The 16760-nt window shown below is 37.6% G+C and carries 15 protein-coding genes; 9 read left to right on the top strand and 6 right to left on the bottom strand.

All coding sequences use genetic code 11. The features are described from left to right. Both WD048_09060 and WD048_09055 read right to left on the bottom strand, forming a co-directional pair. A partial coding sequence (locus WD048_09060) for a PIN domain-containing protein (GenBank protein ID MEX0812354.1) occupies positions 1 to 301 on the bottom strand: 301 nt, incomplete at its 3' end. After that, on the bottom strand, positions 298 to 525 hold the full coding sequence (locus WD048_09055; protein ID MEX0812353.1) for a hypothetical protein: 228 nt from the start codon (positions 523 to 525) through the stop codon (positions 298 to 300). The genes WD048_09055 and WD048_09060, both read right to left, overlap by 4 nt. A 251-nt stretch (positions 526 to 776) precedes the next feature. Between WD048_09055 and WD048_09050 the strand changes: the two genes are divergently transcribed. Next, positions 777 to 1463, top strand: coding sequence for a hypothetical protein (locus WD048_09050; protein MEX0812352.1), 687 nt, complete (start codon positions 777 to 779; stop codon positions 1461 to 1463). Positions 1464 to 1687: 224 nt separating this feature from the next. Here WD048_09050 and WD048_09045 read toward each other — a convergent pair whose 3' ends face one another. The 3 genes from WD048_09045 to WD048_09035 all read right to left on the bottom strand — a co-directional run bounded on the left by WD048_09045 (position 1688) and on the right by WD048_09035 (position 6208). Further along, entirely contained in the window at positions 1688 to 2653 is a 966-nt protein-coding gene (locus WD048_09045; GenBank protein ID MEX0812351.1) for a hypothetical protein, read from the bottom strand. A gap of 221 nt (positions 2654 to 2874) precedes the next feature. Further along, on the bottom strand, positions 2875 to 4044 hold the full coding sequence (locus WD048_09040; GenBank protein MEX0812350.1) for a glycosyltransferase: 1170 nt from the start codon (positions 4042 to 4044) through the stop codon (positions 2875 to 2877). A gap of 52 nt (positions 4045 to 4096) precedes the next feature. Then, the gene (locus WD048_09035; protein ID MEX0812349.1) at positions 4097 to 6208 is read right to left on the bottom strand and encodes a cation-translocating P-type ATPase; all 2112 of its coding nucleotides are present in this window, start codon (positions 6206 to 6208) and stop codon (positions 4097 to 4099) included. Between the two features lie 510 nt (positions 6209 to 6718). Here WD048_09035 and WD048_09030 point away from each other — a divergent pair. Both WD048_09030 and WD048_09025 read left to right on the top strand, forming a co-directional pair. Then, positions 6719 to 7444, top strand: a complete 726-nt coding sequence (locus WD048_09030; protein ID MEX0812348.1) for an SDR family NAD(P)-dependent oxidoreductase — start codon at positions 6719 to 6721, stop codon at positions 7442 to 7444. A gap of 99 nt (positions 7445 to 7543) precedes the next feature. Then, positions 7544 to 8347 (top strand): hypothetical protein, encoded by an 804-nt coding sequence (locus WD048_09025; protein MEX0812347.1) that lies wholly within the window; start codon positions 7544 to 7546, stop codon positions 8345 to 8347. Between the two features lie 297 nt (positions 8348 to 8644). Here the strand turns inward: WD048_09025 and WD048_09020 are convergent, their stop codons facing one another. Continuing rightward, the gene (locus WD048_09020) at positions 8645 to 9229 is read right to left on the bottom strand and encodes a hypothetical protein (protein MEX0812346.1); all 585 of its coding nucleotides are present in this window, start codon (positions 9227 to 9229) and stop codon (positions 8645 to 8647) included. Positions 9230 to 9539: 310 nt separating this feature from the next. Here WD048_09020 and WD048_09015 point away from each other — a divergent pair, with 310 nt between their 5' ends. From WD048_09015 to WD048_08990, 6 genes are all read left to right on the top strand, one after another. Beyond that, positions 9540 to 12224, top strand: a complete 2685-nt coding sequence (locus WD048_09015; GenBank protein MEX0812345.1) for a hypothetical protein — start codon at positions 9540 to 9542, stop codon at positions 12222 to 12224. Continuing rightward, a complete protein-coding gene (locus WD048_09010; protein MEX0812344.1) occupies positions 12211 to 13056 on the top strand; it encodes a PASTA domain-containing protein in 846 nt (281 codons plus the stop codon). Before WD048_09015 ends, WD048_09010 begins: the two co-directional genes overlap by 14 nt. Beyond that, the gene (locus WD048_09005) at positions 13031 to 15247 is read left to right on the top strand and encodes a T9SS type A sorting domain-containing protein (protein ID MEX0812343.1); all 2217 of its coding nucleotides are present in this window, start codon (positions 13031 to 13033) and stop codon (positions 15245 to 15247) included. Before WD048_09010 ends, WD048_09005 begins: the two co-directional genes overlap by 26 nt. Further along, a complete protein-coding gene (locus WD048_09000; protein ID MEX0812342.1) occupies positions 15247 to 15669 on the top strand; it encodes a DCC1-like thiol-disulfide oxidoreductase family protein in 423 nt (140 codons plus the stop codon). The genes WD048_09005 and WD048_09000 overlap by 1 nt, the downstream gene beginning before the upstream one ends. A gap of 112 nt (positions 15670 to 15781) precedes the next feature. Continuing rightward, positions 15782 to 16009: a DUF433 domain-containing protein gene (locus WD048_08995; protein ID MEX0812341.1), complete on the top strand. Its 228-nt coding sequence runs from the start codon at positions 15782 to 15784 to the stop codon at positions 16007 to 16009. After that, positions 16006 to 16353, top strand: a complete 348-nt coding sequence (locus tag WD048_08990; GenBank protein ID MEX0812340.1) for a DUF5615 family PIN-like protein — start codon at positions 16006 to 16008, stop codon at positions 16351 to 16353. The genes WD048_08995 and WD048_08990 overlap by 4 nt, the downstream gene beginning before the upstream one ends. Positions 16354 to 16760 lie beyond the last annotated feature (407 nt).

Below are 16760 nucleotides of genomic sequence, written 5' to 3'. Positions count from 1 at the left end.
GAATCTCACTATTTTCTGGCATTCTGAGCAATAAATAATTTCCGAACTCAGGTTTGATGTCTTTGTTTATTCCAACAGTTTCAACAATTTCAATTAACCCTTTTAAGAAATTGATTGATTCAGTATGTCCCTTTTCTTTTTTGGAGATGTAGTAGATATCCGTAATTGTAGATGCAGTTATAAACCCAAGAATTTTCTTCTGATCAATAAGGCTGAATAGCTGAAAAGCTTCTTCAAAAAATGAATCGCGATTTAAAGCAATGTCAAGTATAATATTGGTATCGAACAGGACTTTCTTCATTTGTACTTCCCTGAAAGGTATTCAAACTTAGATTTATCGGTATCTGTATTTTTCAAAAAGCCTGCCCATTTGTTTATGAAATCAGTTGCTTTCTGTGTTTTTTTCTTTTTGTTCAATTTTGGCACTATAATGATTTCAACTTCTTTGTCGTAAAGAGCTGGGCTAAAGGGAATTTGAATGATCCCTTTATCAGATATTTTTGTTATGAATTTGTAGGCTTTCATCTGTTTAAAATTTTTCTGCTTGTTCCAAAAATGCAGAAAAATTTCTGCACAGATGGAACCGCTTCGCTCTCACATGAATTTGTTTTAATCATCCTCATGTGTGAAGTTTTTGATTAAAAAAATTCATGTTCGTTTCATTTTTCTTTCTATAAAAATACGTTTTATTGTTAAAAGTGGTTCGTTGTAATTGGAAGGAAGTTTTTCACTGTATTAACTAGGATAATATTAGTTCAAAGCAAAGATGCTAAAATATGCGTAAAACGAATGCAGGGCTATTTTGGAGTGGAGGGAAGGATGCCGCGCTCAGCTATTGGAAATGTACAAAGCAAAATCAATATGCAATAAAGGCATTGATTACAACAGTTACGGAAAAGGATGAGGTGGCGATGCATGCTGTGCCTATGGATATTATACGTGAACAGGCTGAACAGATGGATATCCCTTTGTTGGAAATGAAATTGCCGGAGTTTTCTTCCAATAAGGTTTACGAACAGGCTTTTGTAGATATTTGCCAGAAGGCAAAATCCCAATATAAAATTGACACCTTGCTTTTTGGCGATATTTATCTGGAAGATGTAAAGGCATTTAGAGAAAAGATGGTTGCAGATTGTGGCCTTAAAGCTGATTTCCCAATCTGGGGACAATCTCCCGATTTGTTATACGATGAATTGCTCGAAGCAAAGATAAAGGCCAAAACAATTGTTGTAGATGCTTCAGTATTGGACAAAAGCTGGCTTGGCAGGGATTTGGATGCTTCCTTTAAAACGGATTATCCTGCTGGCCACGATCTTTGTGGTGAAGATGGGGCATATCATTCCCTGGTTTATGATGCGCCATTTTTTAAAAGTGAAATTGAATTGCCTAAATCTAAAATCATAAAAAAAACTTTAAATACCGGAAGGCAGAATCAGGAATATTATTTTATGGTTTTTACTTAATGTTTTTAATCTATATTGTTGTAGCACATATTGGCAAGTTGTTTGCAAAAGCCCTAAATGTTGAAAAGCTTGCTCCCGCAGGACCAAGCTTTTCAACAAACCAAACTCTGTCTTGATAATCAAGACCACCATAAAGCTAACCAAACCTTAGACTTTCAATATAGTTCTTCTATTTCCTTCACCTTTTTCAGGTGCTCAAGTTTGGTTTTGGTCTGGTTTCTATTTTATAACTTGAAGCCGTAGATATTGGCGGCATCAATCGCTTGCAGAGTTTTTACCTGCCCATTGTTATCTGTGATTTTCATTCGGTACTGAAGTGATTTTCCAGAAGCAAGGCTTTGATCAACATATTTCAGTCCTGTTGCATCTCTCAGTAAATCTTGTTTTTCGAGAGAGGCAATGATTTCGTAATCTTTGCCATTTGTACTTCTTTCAAGTTCTAATTTATCAGCATTCAGGTTTTCTGAATTTTTTAGATTGAGGATTACATTGTCAGATTTAATACTTGCTGTAAGAAACAATTCATTGAAAATTCTTGCACCGCAAAAGCTGATATAGTTTGAATCGATCTGACCTCCATTGATATTCATAAAATCAGAAGAGCAAACATCTGTATTGCCAGTGATTTTACCGCCCTGGGCATTGATCATTTTGTTGGAAGCCATGTAGGTGCCACCATTTCCGGTCATTACACCTATGTTCTCCATAATTTGGCCAACAACAACACTTTCATTGTTCAATATTTTGCCCGAATTGATAAAGTCCGAACTGGTTTCCATAATATGCTTGTTGTAAACTATTCCCTGATTGGTGATTCCACCAACCAAAGCCAGACCTTTATTAATCAACCAGGCATCTTCCATTATTATAAGGTTGCTCGAACCTACCAGGCTGGCTTCTTCATAGATCAACACCATGCCGTCAATAAGTACATCTTTATTGAGTTTTAGCTGTCCGGTAATTTTCACTGTGTCACCTGCTTTAATATGGTTGCCCGGATATTCTGGCGTCCAGATATTTTCATCATTAAAATTACCCATACCACTTGCAGTATATACAGCAGCAGAAGCACTGCTCATGCTAAGGCAAAGGAATGATGCGAACAAAAGGAAAATAAAATCTTTTTTGAAAAATTCCGCCCTTGATTTGTTTTTGTTGTAAGGCAGACAAATTGCTTTTGAAGTTCTCATGGTTATATGTTTTTGGCATTCTTGTATCCTTCTACGGTACTGTGATTCTTTGGTTACAAGAATTGCCAAAAAAGTATAGAGAAACACTTAAGTGACTGAAAATGAGCCCACTTATTTTCTTAGGTTTTGAAAACAGTTAAAGGCTGAACCCACTTTATTTGCTACAAGATACTTTAGTGAGAATCAGGATCAGGAATTTGCTGCCCAGTTTAGCAAATACTTCACTGTGCGTAAGGCTTCAATATTTCATCGTATAGTTTTTTGAACTCAAAGCCTATATTTTCAGGACTGAATTTATCACCAATGCTTTTGCGCACCAGGTCAGGATCATATGTGTGATGCTGTTCAATCATTTGCTGCATAGCAGCTTTGAGTTTTGTTGTGTCATCGCGATCTATCAGCAAGCCGTTTTCATCATTAATGAAAGATTCAGGACCGCCACTTTTGCTACTTATCACTGGTTTTCCATGTAAGATAGCTTCTACCAGAATTACTGAGAAAGTTTCATATCTGCTGAAATTGACCAGAAAAGCAATGTCTCTGAGAAATTGATATACATATACATTGTCCTGCCTGCCGTGGAATATGATTTGTTTGTCTTTGAGCCCGCTTTCTGTGCTCAATTGATGAAGTTTAGCTTCGTCTTGTCCACCTCCTACAATGTGCAATTGCCAGTCTTTGTGTGTATCTGCAATTTGAATAAAGCTTTTAATTACTGCTGAAATCTGCTTGTTTTTATCATCAAAGTCAGCGACAAGGCCGATTTTCTTAGTGTAGGATTTTGTGGCTGTTATGTTTTCAGGAGCAGGCACGGCATTTCCAATCACTATCATTCGTTTGCTGTAAATACCACATTGCTTCATGGTATTGAGTAAGATGTTTGAAACAGCAGTAATAGCTTCGCTCTTTTTTGCTAAATGGCGAATAGTAAATTTTTTAATTACTGAAAAGTCATTGAATTTTCCTTTTAGATAAATGGTCCAGTGTTCACTGACTATATAAGGTGTGCCTTTCCAAACTCTTAAAATAAAAGCCAGTGCAGCGGGGCGGGTAAAAACATGTGCATGGCTTAAAAGGGGAGGGGTTTTTGGAAATAAGCGATTATAGGTTTTGTAAAAGGCAATCAAATACAAGAGGAGATTAAATATTCTGAGGAAAGAACTTTGAAAACTGCGGTAATAGCAATGCAGTATTTCAATATTGTTCTCATGTTCAAATTCTGTTTCAAATCGCTTTTCCTGAGATTTAACTGGGCATAAATGCATGATTTTCACTGGGTAATGCGCTGATATTGCACGTGCGTGTTTAAGTATAAAAACACCATTCTGCGGATCGTTTCTGCCCGGAAACCATTTTGGGATAAACAATACTGCTGCCTGCTCCTTTTTCATTGCGCATGAATATAGGATTTATTATAAAACAATCTTTTCAAAGAACAATACTTTAGCGCAATTTTCTGCTTCTCAAACGCAATGAATTGCCAACAACAACCACATCTGAAAATGCCATAGACAATGCGGCTACCATAGGATTTAAAAAACCCAGGGCAGCTATGGGGATGGCTACAATATTATAGGCAAAGGCCCAAAATAGGTTTTGTTTAATTGTGGTAAATGTCCCTCTACTGATTTTATAGGCTTCAATCAATCCTGATAATTTGCCATTGAGCAAAATGATATCAGAACTGTCCATGGCAATTTGCGTAGCATCATTGAGTGAAATACCCAGCATCGCCTTGTTGAGTGCAGGCGCATCATTTATGCCATCACCTACCATTGCGGTAGATTGCTGAGCATTTAGTTCTTCTATGATTTTAAGTTTTTCATCCGGTTTTTTCTCATAATAAACCGTGTCTATGCCCAGCCGCTCTGCAACAGAAATACAATTGGCCTTTCTATCGCCACTGAGCAAAATGGTTTTAATGCCTTTGGATTTCAAAAAATCAATGGTTTCAGCAGCATCTTTCTTAATCTCATCTTCCAGAACGATTCCGGCTATTGGTGTTCCGTTTTTCAAAAGATAAACATCGAGTTCATCTCCCGGGGCAGGTGCTTCTTTCAAGAGTTCTTTTGAGCCACAGGAAAATCGATCCCCGGATTCATTTCGGGCATCTATGCCAATGCCTTTTATTTCTTTCACTTTGCTAAAAGCAGCTGCTTTTACAGCACTCAATTCTTTTTGCAAGGATTTGGCAATAGGGTGCCCTGAATATTTTTCTAACCCGGCAATTATTGATTTGATTTCATCTTCGGAATATTCATTGTCCCAAACCAATAATTTTTTGATTTTAAAAGCACCGCTTGTGAGTGTACCGGTTTTGTCAAAAACAATTTGTTTTACCTCTGAAAATTTTTCAATAGTAGTTCCCCCTTTTATCAAAACCCCATTTTTGGTAACTCTTCCTACACCAACCATTACAGCCGTAGGAGTAGCAAGCCCCATTGCACAAGGACAGGAAATGGCCAATACTGCAATGGAGCGCAACAATGCAGATTCCATCCCAACATTGCCCAGCCAAAAGGAAAGCGCAAAAGTAAGGATGGCAATGCCAACTACAAGAGGCACAAAAATTGCACTTACTTGGTCGGCCATTCGCTGAATCTGCGGTTTATCGGCCTGGGCATTTTTTACCAAACGAATAATTCTTCCCAAAAAAGATTGATTGCCAATAGATGTAGCTGTCATTTTAATATTGCCATCTTCCAGCAATGTGCCTCCCAGCAATGTGTCATTTATTTTTTTAAGGATTGGCTTGCTTTCACCCGTTACCATAGATTCATTGACCAGTGCCTCTCCCCAATATACTTTTCCATCTGCCGGAACGCGTTCCCCGTCTTTTACCAGAAAAGTTTGACCGCTTTCTATGTCTTTGGCATTGATTTCTACAATTTCCTCATTCCCACTATGGTCGCGTTGAATTAGATTGGCCTTCTCTGCTTTGAGTTTGCTCAATTCTTTAATGGCAGTTGTTGTTTGCTGCACACTTCTGCGCTCTATGATATTTCCCATTAAAACCAAAGTGATAATTGTTGCTGCAGTTTCGTAAAAAAGAAAATCTTCAGGCTGACCTATAATAGTACCGTACAATGAATAGATAAAAGCTGCCGAAGAACCGAGCAGAATGAGCACATCCATATTGGCCACTCCACTTTTTAAAGCACCAAGCGAACTGCCTCCGAAATGATGCAAACCAATCAGAAATACGGGCGTACTGAGTGTAAGCTGAAAAATTGGATTGTGCAGCAGTTCAAAGGGCAAAAACATATGCAGCAACAGCGGAATGGTCAATATTAGCGATACTGTAAATTTTTTGTTTAGGCTCCACCAGGGCACTTTGATTGTTTCTCCTTCAGAATTAACGATATAGCCCAACTTTTCTATTCCATTTTTGATTTCTTCTAATTTGGATTCTTTTCCAATAGAAAATTCCACTTCATCGGTTGAAAAATTGACATTGATATCCCTTGCGTTTTTATCTTTTAATAGATTTTCAACACCCCTGGCACAATTGGTACAGGTCATGCCCTGTACATTCAGTTTTATAAGTTCTTTCAATTTATTTTATTTTGTTTTAATTTAATTGCATAGGCCTTATTATAATAAAGCATTAATTCAAAGTCAAAATTAAGCCTAATAACCCGAGCTCGGAAATTATTTATTGCTCAGAATTCCTCTACTCTTACTTGAAATTCAATGCTTATAAAAAATAGATTTTTTTATCTAACTTAGGTAAATATTGATTTTTGAAAATTTTGTAACAGTTTTATCAAAAACGGTCAGACGGTATTTTAAGTTTAAAATTTTACGAGTCAGTTTTATGCGAGTTTGTGTTATTTCAATGATACTGTATGGCTTATGTTTTTATAAATAAAAAGTGAAAATCATGTAACTTTTTCAAAAAATCATGTAATGGTTTTTTCTTTTATTGCGCTCATTTTTGTCTGTTCCAATCATTTAACAAGCAAAATGGGCAAATAACAAACTGACCAATGCAATCTGATTAAAGTCTGTTAGGTACTGTTTTGATTGGTCATACGATGTTAAAACCTCATAAACAATTGAATTATGGAAAAATTTACAGACAAAGTTGCATTGATTATTGGTGCTGCAAATGGAATAGGAAAAGCAACAGCAATTGAATTTGCAAAAAGAGGGGCTAAAGTGATTATTGCTGATTCTTTTACAAGTAACAAGACACTTGACTACATCAATTCATACAATGGTGAAGCCATATACATGCCTTCTGAATTATCGCTTAAATATAATATCAAAATGTTGATGGAGAAGTGTGTTTCTGAATTTGGAAAGATAGATTATGCGGTTAACTATCCGAGTTTTGAGAACACTATTATTTCACCCCGGAAAAATAAAAAAGATAATGCTGAGGTAATGATAAGTGATAGTATTAAATATATTTGGATGTGCATGAAATATGAACTGCCATATATGCTTAAGAGAGGGGGTGGATCGATAGTCAATTGTTCTTCAGTTGTTGGCTCCATCGAGTTAAATTTTTTAGCTGAATATGCTGTATTAAAGTATAAAACAATCTCATTATCAAAACCTAAACTGAATATTAATCAATTCAATGTCAGGATTAATGCTATCAGCAGTGAAATTATGAAAAGAGGCAATGCAATAACTGCAGGAAAAATAGAAGCATCAAGACACAAAAGTAAAACAAGGATAATTTCCAAAAAAGTATTTCAGCTTTTCGCCAACAAATGCATTGATAAACCAACAAGCACAGGTGTTCTAAAAAGTGAATTGGGTAATCTTACAATGATTTAGATGAAAGGTGTTCTCAAAATTGTTGGTGATTAAAATTTTATAAGAACACTTAATTTTTTATCTTATCGCCATTAATTAATTAAAATCGCAACAACTATTATGTTTACTAAACAAATGCCTTATTTTCTTGCTTTGGTTTTCTTATTTACGGCCTGTCAAAATTCCGGTGAGTCAGAATCAAATGAAAAGCAGACTGCTAAAGAAGAAAAAACCGAGAAAAAAGCACCCGAATCAAAAATCAGCTTAGAACCATTAAAACCCAAATCCCCGGTATATGGTGATGCTACATTAGAATTGGCAAATCATAAAGTGAATTCAGGTGGAGAAGTGGAGTTTGATTTTAAGGTAAGCAATTATACCCTAGGAGAACAAACCTCTGATGCTGAAGGAAAAGGACTGGCCAATTCGTCAAAAGGACAACATATTCACTTTATTGATAACAATGGTCCTTATTCAGCGCATTATGAAAGTACTTTTTCAAAAGAACTTGAAGAAGGAAATCACGTGATCCTGGCCTTTCTTTCACGTTCTTATCACGAGAGTGTAAAATCTGGCAAAGCCGCACTAATCACTCAACTGCAGATAGGTGAAGGAGCTGAACTACTTGACCTTGACCAACCGATAATGTTTTACAGCAGGCCTAAAGGCACTTATAAAGGCAAGGATACTGAAAATGTACTGCTGGATTTTTATCTGCACAATGTCGATTTATCCCTTGATGGTTATAAAGTAAGGGCGTTGGTTAATGGAGAGGAATTTTTGCTTACCAAGTGGGCCCCATTTGTAATCAAAGGAGCTCCAAAAGGAGAACTTAACATTAAACTTGAATTGCTCGATGCTAATGATGAGCTAGTGGATGCTCCTTTTAATCCTGTTGAAAGAACAGTTACGCTGGAAGAATAACAATAAAGTAAATACAAGCACAAAAGAGAGGCGGCCTGGAATGAGGCCGCCTCTCTTTTTTAATTATAAACCTTGTTTACGTCCATCCACATTGAAAATCAGTCTTGTTTTTGTGTATTACCACTGTTTCCGCTCGCGTCTCGCGAGTGGCCTATCCATGCGCAAAAATACTTTGTCTCCACCCTCTGATCAAAGATCTCAAAGCACACTAATTTGCCCTTATAAAAGGGGGAAATGTCAGGTTTAAAGCCCGGACTATTCATCAATAAGAACGATTTGATTGAAATATTAACCACCTCACTTTTCTTTACGAATCTGATCTAATAAACGCTCAAAATATTCCATAAACGATTCCCCCTTTTTTATAGGAAAGTTTTCTACAGAAGAGGCAAATTGATCAATTAGTTTATTGTAACGGGCAAAAACTTCTTTCAGCCTTTCCTCATCGCCTGTTTCCCAATACTGTCCTTCATCGGTCACTTTGAATTCCGAGAAATATTTTTTGTTCAGGTACTTCAGCAGGTGAATAATGATCTTGTGTGTTTCGATACCTGCATATTGGGTTTTTACAGAGAGCATGTACAAATATTCCTGTTCCGTCTGAGCAGCTGTTTTTCCAAAAAATTTCAAATGTGGCAAACTCGACATTCTACCATTAGATAAGAAAGTCAGAGATACAGTTTCGCATTCGGGCGGAGTGAAATTAATACCATAAATGCGTTGATTGTAGGTTTCTTTATCTAAGGATTGAGCTGGGAAATCAGTATCAAAAACAAAGTACTTCCATTTGTATATTTTTGCAATATCTTCTACCTCCTCAATCATTTGGGGAAGTGAAGCACCTTTTTTGAATTTACCACTGTAATGAATACTTAATCCCATAATGAATTTTTTTTATCGGTAAAAATTGTGTTAGAAGCTAAATTATTTTTTTGAGCTTATAAAACTGAATTTTGTTTTACTTTTTTCAGCTTTTCCTATTTGAATTTGTTTGGTACCTAGCATTTAGTGCTTTAGATTTTTCACCAGCTCTGTCCTCAAAACCATCCAACCACTTTGCACAACTGTTTGTAATATTCACGCCTTTTTTCGTTATGAATATTTGGATAAGTGTAACTTTGTTGAAACCCGGCTTGCTGATTATCTAAAGGTCGGATTTTAAATAATATAGATTAAGCATTGATTCGGGTAAATGAAAGTAGGTATATTTTTCGGGGGCAATTCCAGGGAGCGTGAAATCTCCTTTGCTGGTGGTCGCACCGTTTACGATAATCTAAACAAAAGCATTTTTACTCCTGTCCCCATTTTTGTGGACAGCCTGAAACAGTGTATCCTGCTCGATTGGAAATACATCTACAAAGGCACTATCCGTGATTTTTATCCTCCTGCCCAGTTTTGTAAAAGCAATGTCCATAATTTTCAGGTGTATATTGACAGTCTGCAGGAATTGCCCAAGGACAAGCTTGAAGAAATTGCCAACAGTGTGGGCAAACGCATAGAATGGCATGAATTGCCACAATACATCGATTTTGCCTTTTTGGCCCTGCACGGTCGCTTTGGTGAAGATGGGCAAATTCAGGGTCTGCTTTCTGCCTTTGATATTCCCTACAGTGGTTCGGGTTTACTGCCTTCCACAATAGGCATTAACAAAAGCTTCCAAAAGGAGTGGGCAAGGGACACCAAATTCGGCACTCCTGATTTTTTTATCCTTAATAAAACAGATTGGAAGCCTGAAAATGCAAGTGAACTGCTCAAGCACAGTAAAGAGAAACTGGGCAATCATTTTGTGATTCGTCCTGCCAACCAGGGTTCTTCCATTGGTATCAGTATATTGGAAAATCCGGAGCTCAAAGATTTGGTGAAAGCCATTCGCAAGGGGTTTTTTATAGAAGAAATTGCTGCGGAAAAATGGAATGCGCTGAATGAACAGGGCAAAACTGCATTTATCCGAAATCTGATTGATATCCGCGAGGGCATTGGCCTGCCTTTGCTGATGGAGGAGGAGTTGGTATATGATCCTGTTGATTTGCTGAACAAAATCGATAATCATTTTAAGCAATCCGATAAAAGCCTTTTTCTACAGGCATTGGACAATGAGCAGGATTTGATTTTTGAATCTTTTATAGATGGCCGCGAATTTTCCTGTATTGTAATTGAGGATTTGTATGGAAAGCCCGTTGCGTTGCCACCAACTGAAATAGTTAAAGGCAAAGAACTTTTTGATTATCGCTCAAAATACCTGGCTGGTTTATCTCGTAAGCAAACGCCCATAAACCTTCCGGCAGAACAGGTCAATATGATTCGCGACAGGTGCGTGACGATGTACCAATCGCTGCATTTTGATGTCTATGCCCGCATTGACGGATTTATTCAAAAGGACGGTACTATTTTCCTGAATGATCCCAATACTACTTCAGGTATGCTGCCATCTTCCTTCTTTTTTCACCAGGCAGCGGAAATCGGACTGAATCCTTCCCAATTTTTGACCTACCTGATATGGGCCAGCCTAAAAGCGAGAATCCGAAACGCGGGAATCATAAATTCAAAATGGAATGCCCTGCTGGAAAAACTCAATACGGAATTGGCCGAAGCAGATAAATCGGAATTTGAACAGAAAAAAATAGCAGTACTGCTCGGAGGCTTTTCATCGGAGCGGCATATTTCGGTAGAAAGCGGCAGGAATATTTTCGAAAAACTGGCTTCCAGTTCTGTTTATGAACCCATACCTGTTTTCTTAAGCGGATCGGAGCTAAAGCATGTGATGCATCGCATTCCCATTAATATTTTACTGAAAGACAATGCAGATGACATTCGGGATAAGATCAGCAATTTCAGCAAACATCCGGTTATTGAGCAAATTAAAAGCGAATGCAAGGCCATTACCGAAAAATTCACCCCTGCACCACCTTTGTTTGAGCCGGTTCCACTAGATTATTCAGACCTTAAAAAACAGGTGGATGCCGTGTTTATTGCTTTGCACGGCAGACCGGGAGAAGACGGTGCCGTTCAGGAACACCTTGATACATTGAATATTCCATACAATGGTTCAGGTGTAGCTTCATCCAAAACTACCATCAATAAATACGAGACCTTGCACATTTTGAAAAAGCATGGTTTTAAAGTGGCCGATCAATTGTTGCTCTCCAAACAGGAATATATGAATCCGGATTTTTCGGCTAAACAAATCACCCAATCTATAGCATTGCCGCTGATTGCTAAGCCATTGGATGACGGTTGCAGTTCGGCAGTAAAGAAAATCAATACAATTGCTGACTTAGAAGCTTATTTGAAAATCATTTTTCGCGACAATGATGCTGTGCGAGATAGCGAAGCTTCAAATACGCTTAAACTGAACGACAAAGAAGAGTTTCCTGCCAAACAGGAAGTTTTGCTCGAGTCTTTTATAGGGGCTGAAGGCGCAAAATATTTTATGGAAATTACGGGCGGAATGCTTTCTCATTTTGACAAGTCGGGAAATAAATACATAGAAGTATTTGAACCTTCAGAAGCCCTGGCGGGAAGCGAAATTCTTTCTCTGGAAGAGAAATTTTTGGCAGGAGAGGGGCAGAATATTACTCCTGCCCGTTTTGGCAATACGATGGAAGAATACGATATTATTTCAAAACAGGTAAAAGCTACTTTGAAGCGAGCAGCAGAAATTTTAAATGTGGAAGGTTATTGCCGGATAGATGCCTTTGTAAGGGTTTTTGAGGATTTAAGTGTGGAAACACTTATAATTGAAGTAAATTCGCTGCCGGGAATGACTCCCGCGACTTGTATATTTCACCAGGCAGCTATCAATGGCTACAAGCCTTTTGAATTTATAGATAAGATATTGGATTTCAGCTTTAAAAGACAATCAATTGAAGCTCATTAAGCTCATATTTACAAAATTTTTCTGGATCAATATTGTATTGGCCATGCTTTTTATAAGTGCAGGTATTTGGATAACATTTACAGCATTAGACAGTTATACCAAGCATGGTGAAACCATTACGGTGCCTGATTTGCGTGGATTGACTTTAAAGCAGGTGAAAATTTACCTCAATAAAAAACAATTGGAATACGCGGTTATTGATTCTGCTTTCACAGTAGATGAACCGCCCACAACTGTGCTCGATCAGGATCCCAAAGCGGCTTCTAAGGTGAAGGAAAACCGAAAAATTTATTTAACCATCAATGCTACTCAGCCACCTAAAGTAAAAATGCCCGATCTTATAGATAAATCACTGAGACAGGCTTCTATAGAATTGGAGTCCTGGAGTTTGAAAGTAGGAGAGTTGAGTTATAAACCTGATCTGGCACAAAATGCAGTGCTCGATCAGTTGTATAATGATTCTACAATTGCACCGGGAGCTTTATTACCTAAAGGTTCTGTAGTGGATCTGGTATTGGGAGATGGCTTTGGCAATACGACTATAGAAGTGCCCAATTTGAGTGGGCTTACATTAGAAGAAGCCAAATGGAGCCTTATTGCCTCTTCACTGAACCTTGGTGCTGTTGTCTATGACGAAACAGTGGAAGACAGTACTGAAGCAGTAATTTACAGTCAAATCCCTGAATTTGTAGAAGAAAATCCAAGAACACTCAATATGGGAGAGTCAATTGACGTTTTCCTGACCAAAGAATTGCCTGAGTCAGTACAGGGGCATATTGATACAACAGATAATGAAGCAATTATCGATGAATTTATTGAAGATGCAGATTAATCCTGCCTTATTCCTATTTTGTATAATAACCATTGCTGTGCAGCTTTCTGCCCAGGAACGCATCTATGATCTGGGTTACAATCCTCAGCTTTATCACAGCAACTACAATCCCGATGCAGTCAATCAATTGGGACTTGTGAAAAATAATTACCTGATTGTTCCCGATACGATTAATATTCCTTTTTTGGAAGATTTTGCAAGAGATCGTTTGTTTCAGCGCAAACCCTGGAACAACCTTGTGTTTGATACCATTTTGCGTTCCGTACAATTGGGAAGTATTACAGATTCCCTTGAGTTTATGTTTGATGATACCTCCTGGAATTATACTGTAAATGGGAGTACGCTTGACTCTACACCAAAAATGCGGGACACTTTAATCTTAAATAATGATCAATTTGATCCGCAAATTACTACAGATACACTTATAGTATGGCCTGCGTTTTATCGCTATACACTTAATGGCGGTACACTTGATTCTGTAAAAGTTGAACCGGATTCCACTATCGTTTACAGTGAATTTAAATTGATTCGCGACCCGAATGCGCGATGGTTGGAAAACCAGGTTTTTATCAACAGCACCAATGTGCTCGAAAAACTCAGTAATAATGTAGCCACATTTGACGGGCTAAATGAAAACGGGCTGCCCTATGACCCAGATCAAACAAATAGCGGCCCGGCTGATACGCTCACATCTCAGGCGATGGATTTGAGCAGTTTTTCTTTTAACGATAGTTTATACCTCAGCTTTTTCTATGTCTCTACAGGGCTGGGAAACAAACCTGAACCTGAAGATTCCCTTATATTGGAGTTTAATAAAAATGGAGTTTGGGATATTGTATGGAGTAGCCCCGGTTTTGCCTCTGTTAATGATGTAATAGAAGATTGGAAAGCGGTTATAATACCGATTGATGATAATTTTTATTTTACAAAAACCTTTCAATTTAGATTTAGAAACAAAGCCACACTTACCGGAAACAATGACCATTGGCATATTGACTACATTTATCTTGCAGCCAATAGAAGTGACATAGATACAGTGATGCGCGATGTTTCGGTTTTAAATCCCCCGACTAATTTTTTAGACAGATATACCAGTATGCCCTGGAATCAATATGAGGGTTTTGAAGCGCAGGAAACGGCTGAAGAGCTTTTTCTTTCATTTAAAAATAATTTTTCGGTAGCGCAAACCATTAGTTTCTCCTATCAGGTAAATGAAATAGATGGGAATAATATTTATAATATTTACGATTTCCCTACACAGGGCACATCCCTACCACCTTTTTCTCCTTTCTCTATTGGTTTTCCCACTTCAAATTTTGTGCCTTTTAATATCAATACGCAAAGCGATTCAGTTTTGATAGAATTGACTTCCTATATAGATGAGATTCCTTCAGCTTTAAGTACAAATACAGATACAGCACGAATGCTTGTGCCTTTTTACAATTACCTGGCTTATGACGATGGCAGTGCTGAAAAGGCATATGGACTTGAAGGACCCGGGCTGAAAAATTTCGCCTATGAATTCAACCTGAATGTACCTGATACATTGCGAGCCATTCAGTTTCATTTTACACAGATCAATTTTGATGCATCCGATCTGCTTTTTACGCTTAAAGTTTGGAGCGAAATCAATTTAAGTGGAAATGGAAATGATGTATTGATCTATGAAAAAGAATTTCAAAAGCCAAGATACGTGGCGCGAAAAAATGGCTTTGTAACTTATAGGCTGGACACTCCATTATTGGTGAGTGGTTCATTTTATGTCGGTTGGGACCAGACTGATGAAGAAAATATTCAGGTTGGTCTCGATTTGAACAATTCAGCCCAATCCTACATGTATTATAAAATCGGTAATAATTGGAACAACTCACTGGTTGAAGCTGCGCCTATGATCCGTCCGATATTGGGCAAAGAGTTGCCGGTAGCTGTGCCGGAAATTGAAGCAAAAGCTGCGCCTGAGTTTACAATTTACCCCAATCCTTCCAATGCGGTTTACAATATAAAGGTAAGTGAAGCCGGAAAATATACCTACAATATCTTTGATCTTCAGGGCAAAAGGGTGCAGAACGGCAGCTTTTTTGGAGATCGGGAGCAGTTTTCCCTTCAAAGGGAAGTAGCAGGTTTTTATTTGCTGCAAATTGCTGATCTCGATGAACAGAAATCCTATGCATTCCGTTTGATCAAATTATAATGGAAATTCAAAAACATGAAAACAAAGCAATCGTATTTTTTGATGGAGATTGTGTGTTTTGCAGCGGCAGTGTACAGTGGGTAATGCAAAATGAGAAAAGCGAAGAATTGTACTTTGCAGCACTGCAAACTGATTTTGCAAAAGAATTTTTACCGGCTCAGAATTTAGACCTCGAATCATTGCCCGACAGCATATTGTTGTGGTATGAAAATCAATTGTTTGTAAAATCTGAAGCAGCACTTAAAATAGCTGAATACCTGAAATTTCCCTTGTCATTGATTCGTGTATTTAGCATACTACCAACAGCTTTTAATAATTTCTTTTACGATTTTATCGCCCGTAATCGCTATGATTGGTTTGGTAAAAGAGAAAGCTGTTTTAGGCCCCTGCCAGAAGAAAAAGATAGGTTTTTGAGTGAGTGAATTCACGTTTTTTCAATGGGTCATGCCCCATTGGAGTTATAGGGAATTGCCGTAGCAATACACCCAGCCGTTGAATTAAAAAAAATCGTATCTTCACTAAAATATTTGTAAAATGATAGATTATAAACAAATAATTACGATAGAACCCGGAAAACGTGGAGGAAAACCATGTATCAGAGGTATGAGAATAACTGTTAGTGATGTACTTGGGTGGTTAGCCGCTGGTATGACTGTTCAAGATATACTGTCTGATTTTGACGAATTGACTGAGACAGACATTTATGCTGTATTAAGTTACGCTGCCGATAGAGAAAATAAAATTTACCAGATTGCCATATGAGATTTTTGTTTGACCAAAATATCTCACATAGGATTTTAAAGTTGATTCCTGAAGAATATTCTGACTCTACTACAGTTAAAAATGCAAGCCTTATAAATGCTCCTGATAGAGAGATATGGGAATTTGCTAAAATCAATGATTATATTATAGTTACACAAGACTCTGATTTCAATGATTTGAATTCCTTGTATGGATTTCCCCCAAAGATTATTTGGATGCGCACAGGAAATCTAAAAACAGAGTCAATTGTTGATATTCTAATTGATTATTCGTCTGAGATTAATAAATTCATCAATGACAGTAAACATGGGTGTTTCAAAATATTTAGATTAAAAACAGAATAACACCCATAGTTGGCGCATGAGGAGTAGGCTAAGAGCAAAGCTCGCCTATCCAGTTCGGGCAAGCCTGCATGTGCCTTTATTCCAAAACAAGCATTTACCAATTTCCCATTCCAATGACGATAGACTTCCAAAGTCTTTGAGACTTGGGAAGTCTGGGTACTTCCTCCCAGCTCGCTCAATATTTGACTCGTTGTCAAAGCGCATCAGCCATCTTGTGCGATTTCAAATATCTAAGTCAACAAAAGTATCGCTGCCCAAAAACAAGCTGCTCATTTCTATAGATGAAGATTCCACATAAATTTTCTTGGGAAAATTTTCTGGAATGACGAGGAATTTACCTGGGTTTTATAGGAACTGTCCTTTAGTATTGCAGTGAAGTAAAAATGGAAACATAGTTATTATCACCA

It is taken from the genome of Chitinophagales bacterium, assembly GCA_040877935.1.
GTDB lineage: Bacteria > Bacteroidota > Bacteroidia > Chitinophagales > CAIOSU01 > JBBDNB01.
This window is presented reverse-complemented; position numbering and strand designations above follow the sequence as displayed.

Bases quoted from the DNA above. Each gene is read 5' to 3' on its own strand.
- WD048_09050 (MEX0812352.1), top strand. From the start codon at position 777: ATGCGTAAAACGAATGCAGGGCTATTTTGGAGTGGAGGGAAGGATGCC.
- WD048_08995 (MEX0812341.1), top strand. From the start codon at position 15,782: ATGATAGATTATAAACAAATAATTACGATAGAACCCGGAAAACGTGGA.
- WD048_09055 (MEX0812353.1), bottom strand. From the start codon at position 525: ATGAAAGCCTACAAATTCATAACAAAAATATCTGATAAAGGGATCATT.
- WD048_09000 (MEX0812342.1), top strand. From the start codon at position 15,247: ATGGAAATTCAAAAACATGAAAACAAAGCAATCGTATTTTTTGATGGA.
- WD048_09005 (MEX0812343.1), top strand. From the start codon at position 13,031: ATGAATTTATTGAAGATGCAGATTAATCCTGCCTTATTCCTATTTTGT.
- WD048_09020 (MEX0812346.1), bottom strand. From the start codon at position 9,229: ATGGGATTAAGTATTCATTACAGTGGTAAATTCAAAAAAGGTGCTTCA.
- WD048_09015 (MEX0812345.1), top strand. From the start codon at position 9,540: ATGAAAGTAGGTATATTTTTCGGGGGCAATTCCAGGGAGCGTGAAATC.
- WD048_09025 (MEX0812347.1), top strand. From the start codon at position 7,544: ATGTTTACTAAACAAATGCCTTATTTTCTTGCTTTGGTTTTCTTATTT.
- WD048_09040 (MEX0812350.1), bottom strand. From the start codon at position 4,044: ATGAAAAAGGAGCAGGCAGCAGTATTGTTTATCCCAAAATGGTTTCCG.
- WD048_09045 (MEX0812351.1), bottom strand. From the start codon at position 2,653: ATGAGAACTTCAAAAGCAATTTGTCTGCCTTACAACAAAAACAAATCA.
- WD048_08990 (MEX0812340.1), top strand. From the start codon at position 16,006: ATGAGATTTTTGTTTGACCAAAATATCTCACATAGGATTTTAAAGTTG.
- WD048_09030 (MEX0812348.1), top strand. From the start codon at position 6,719: ATGGAAAAATTTACAGACAAAGTTGCATTGATTATTGGTGCTGCAAAT.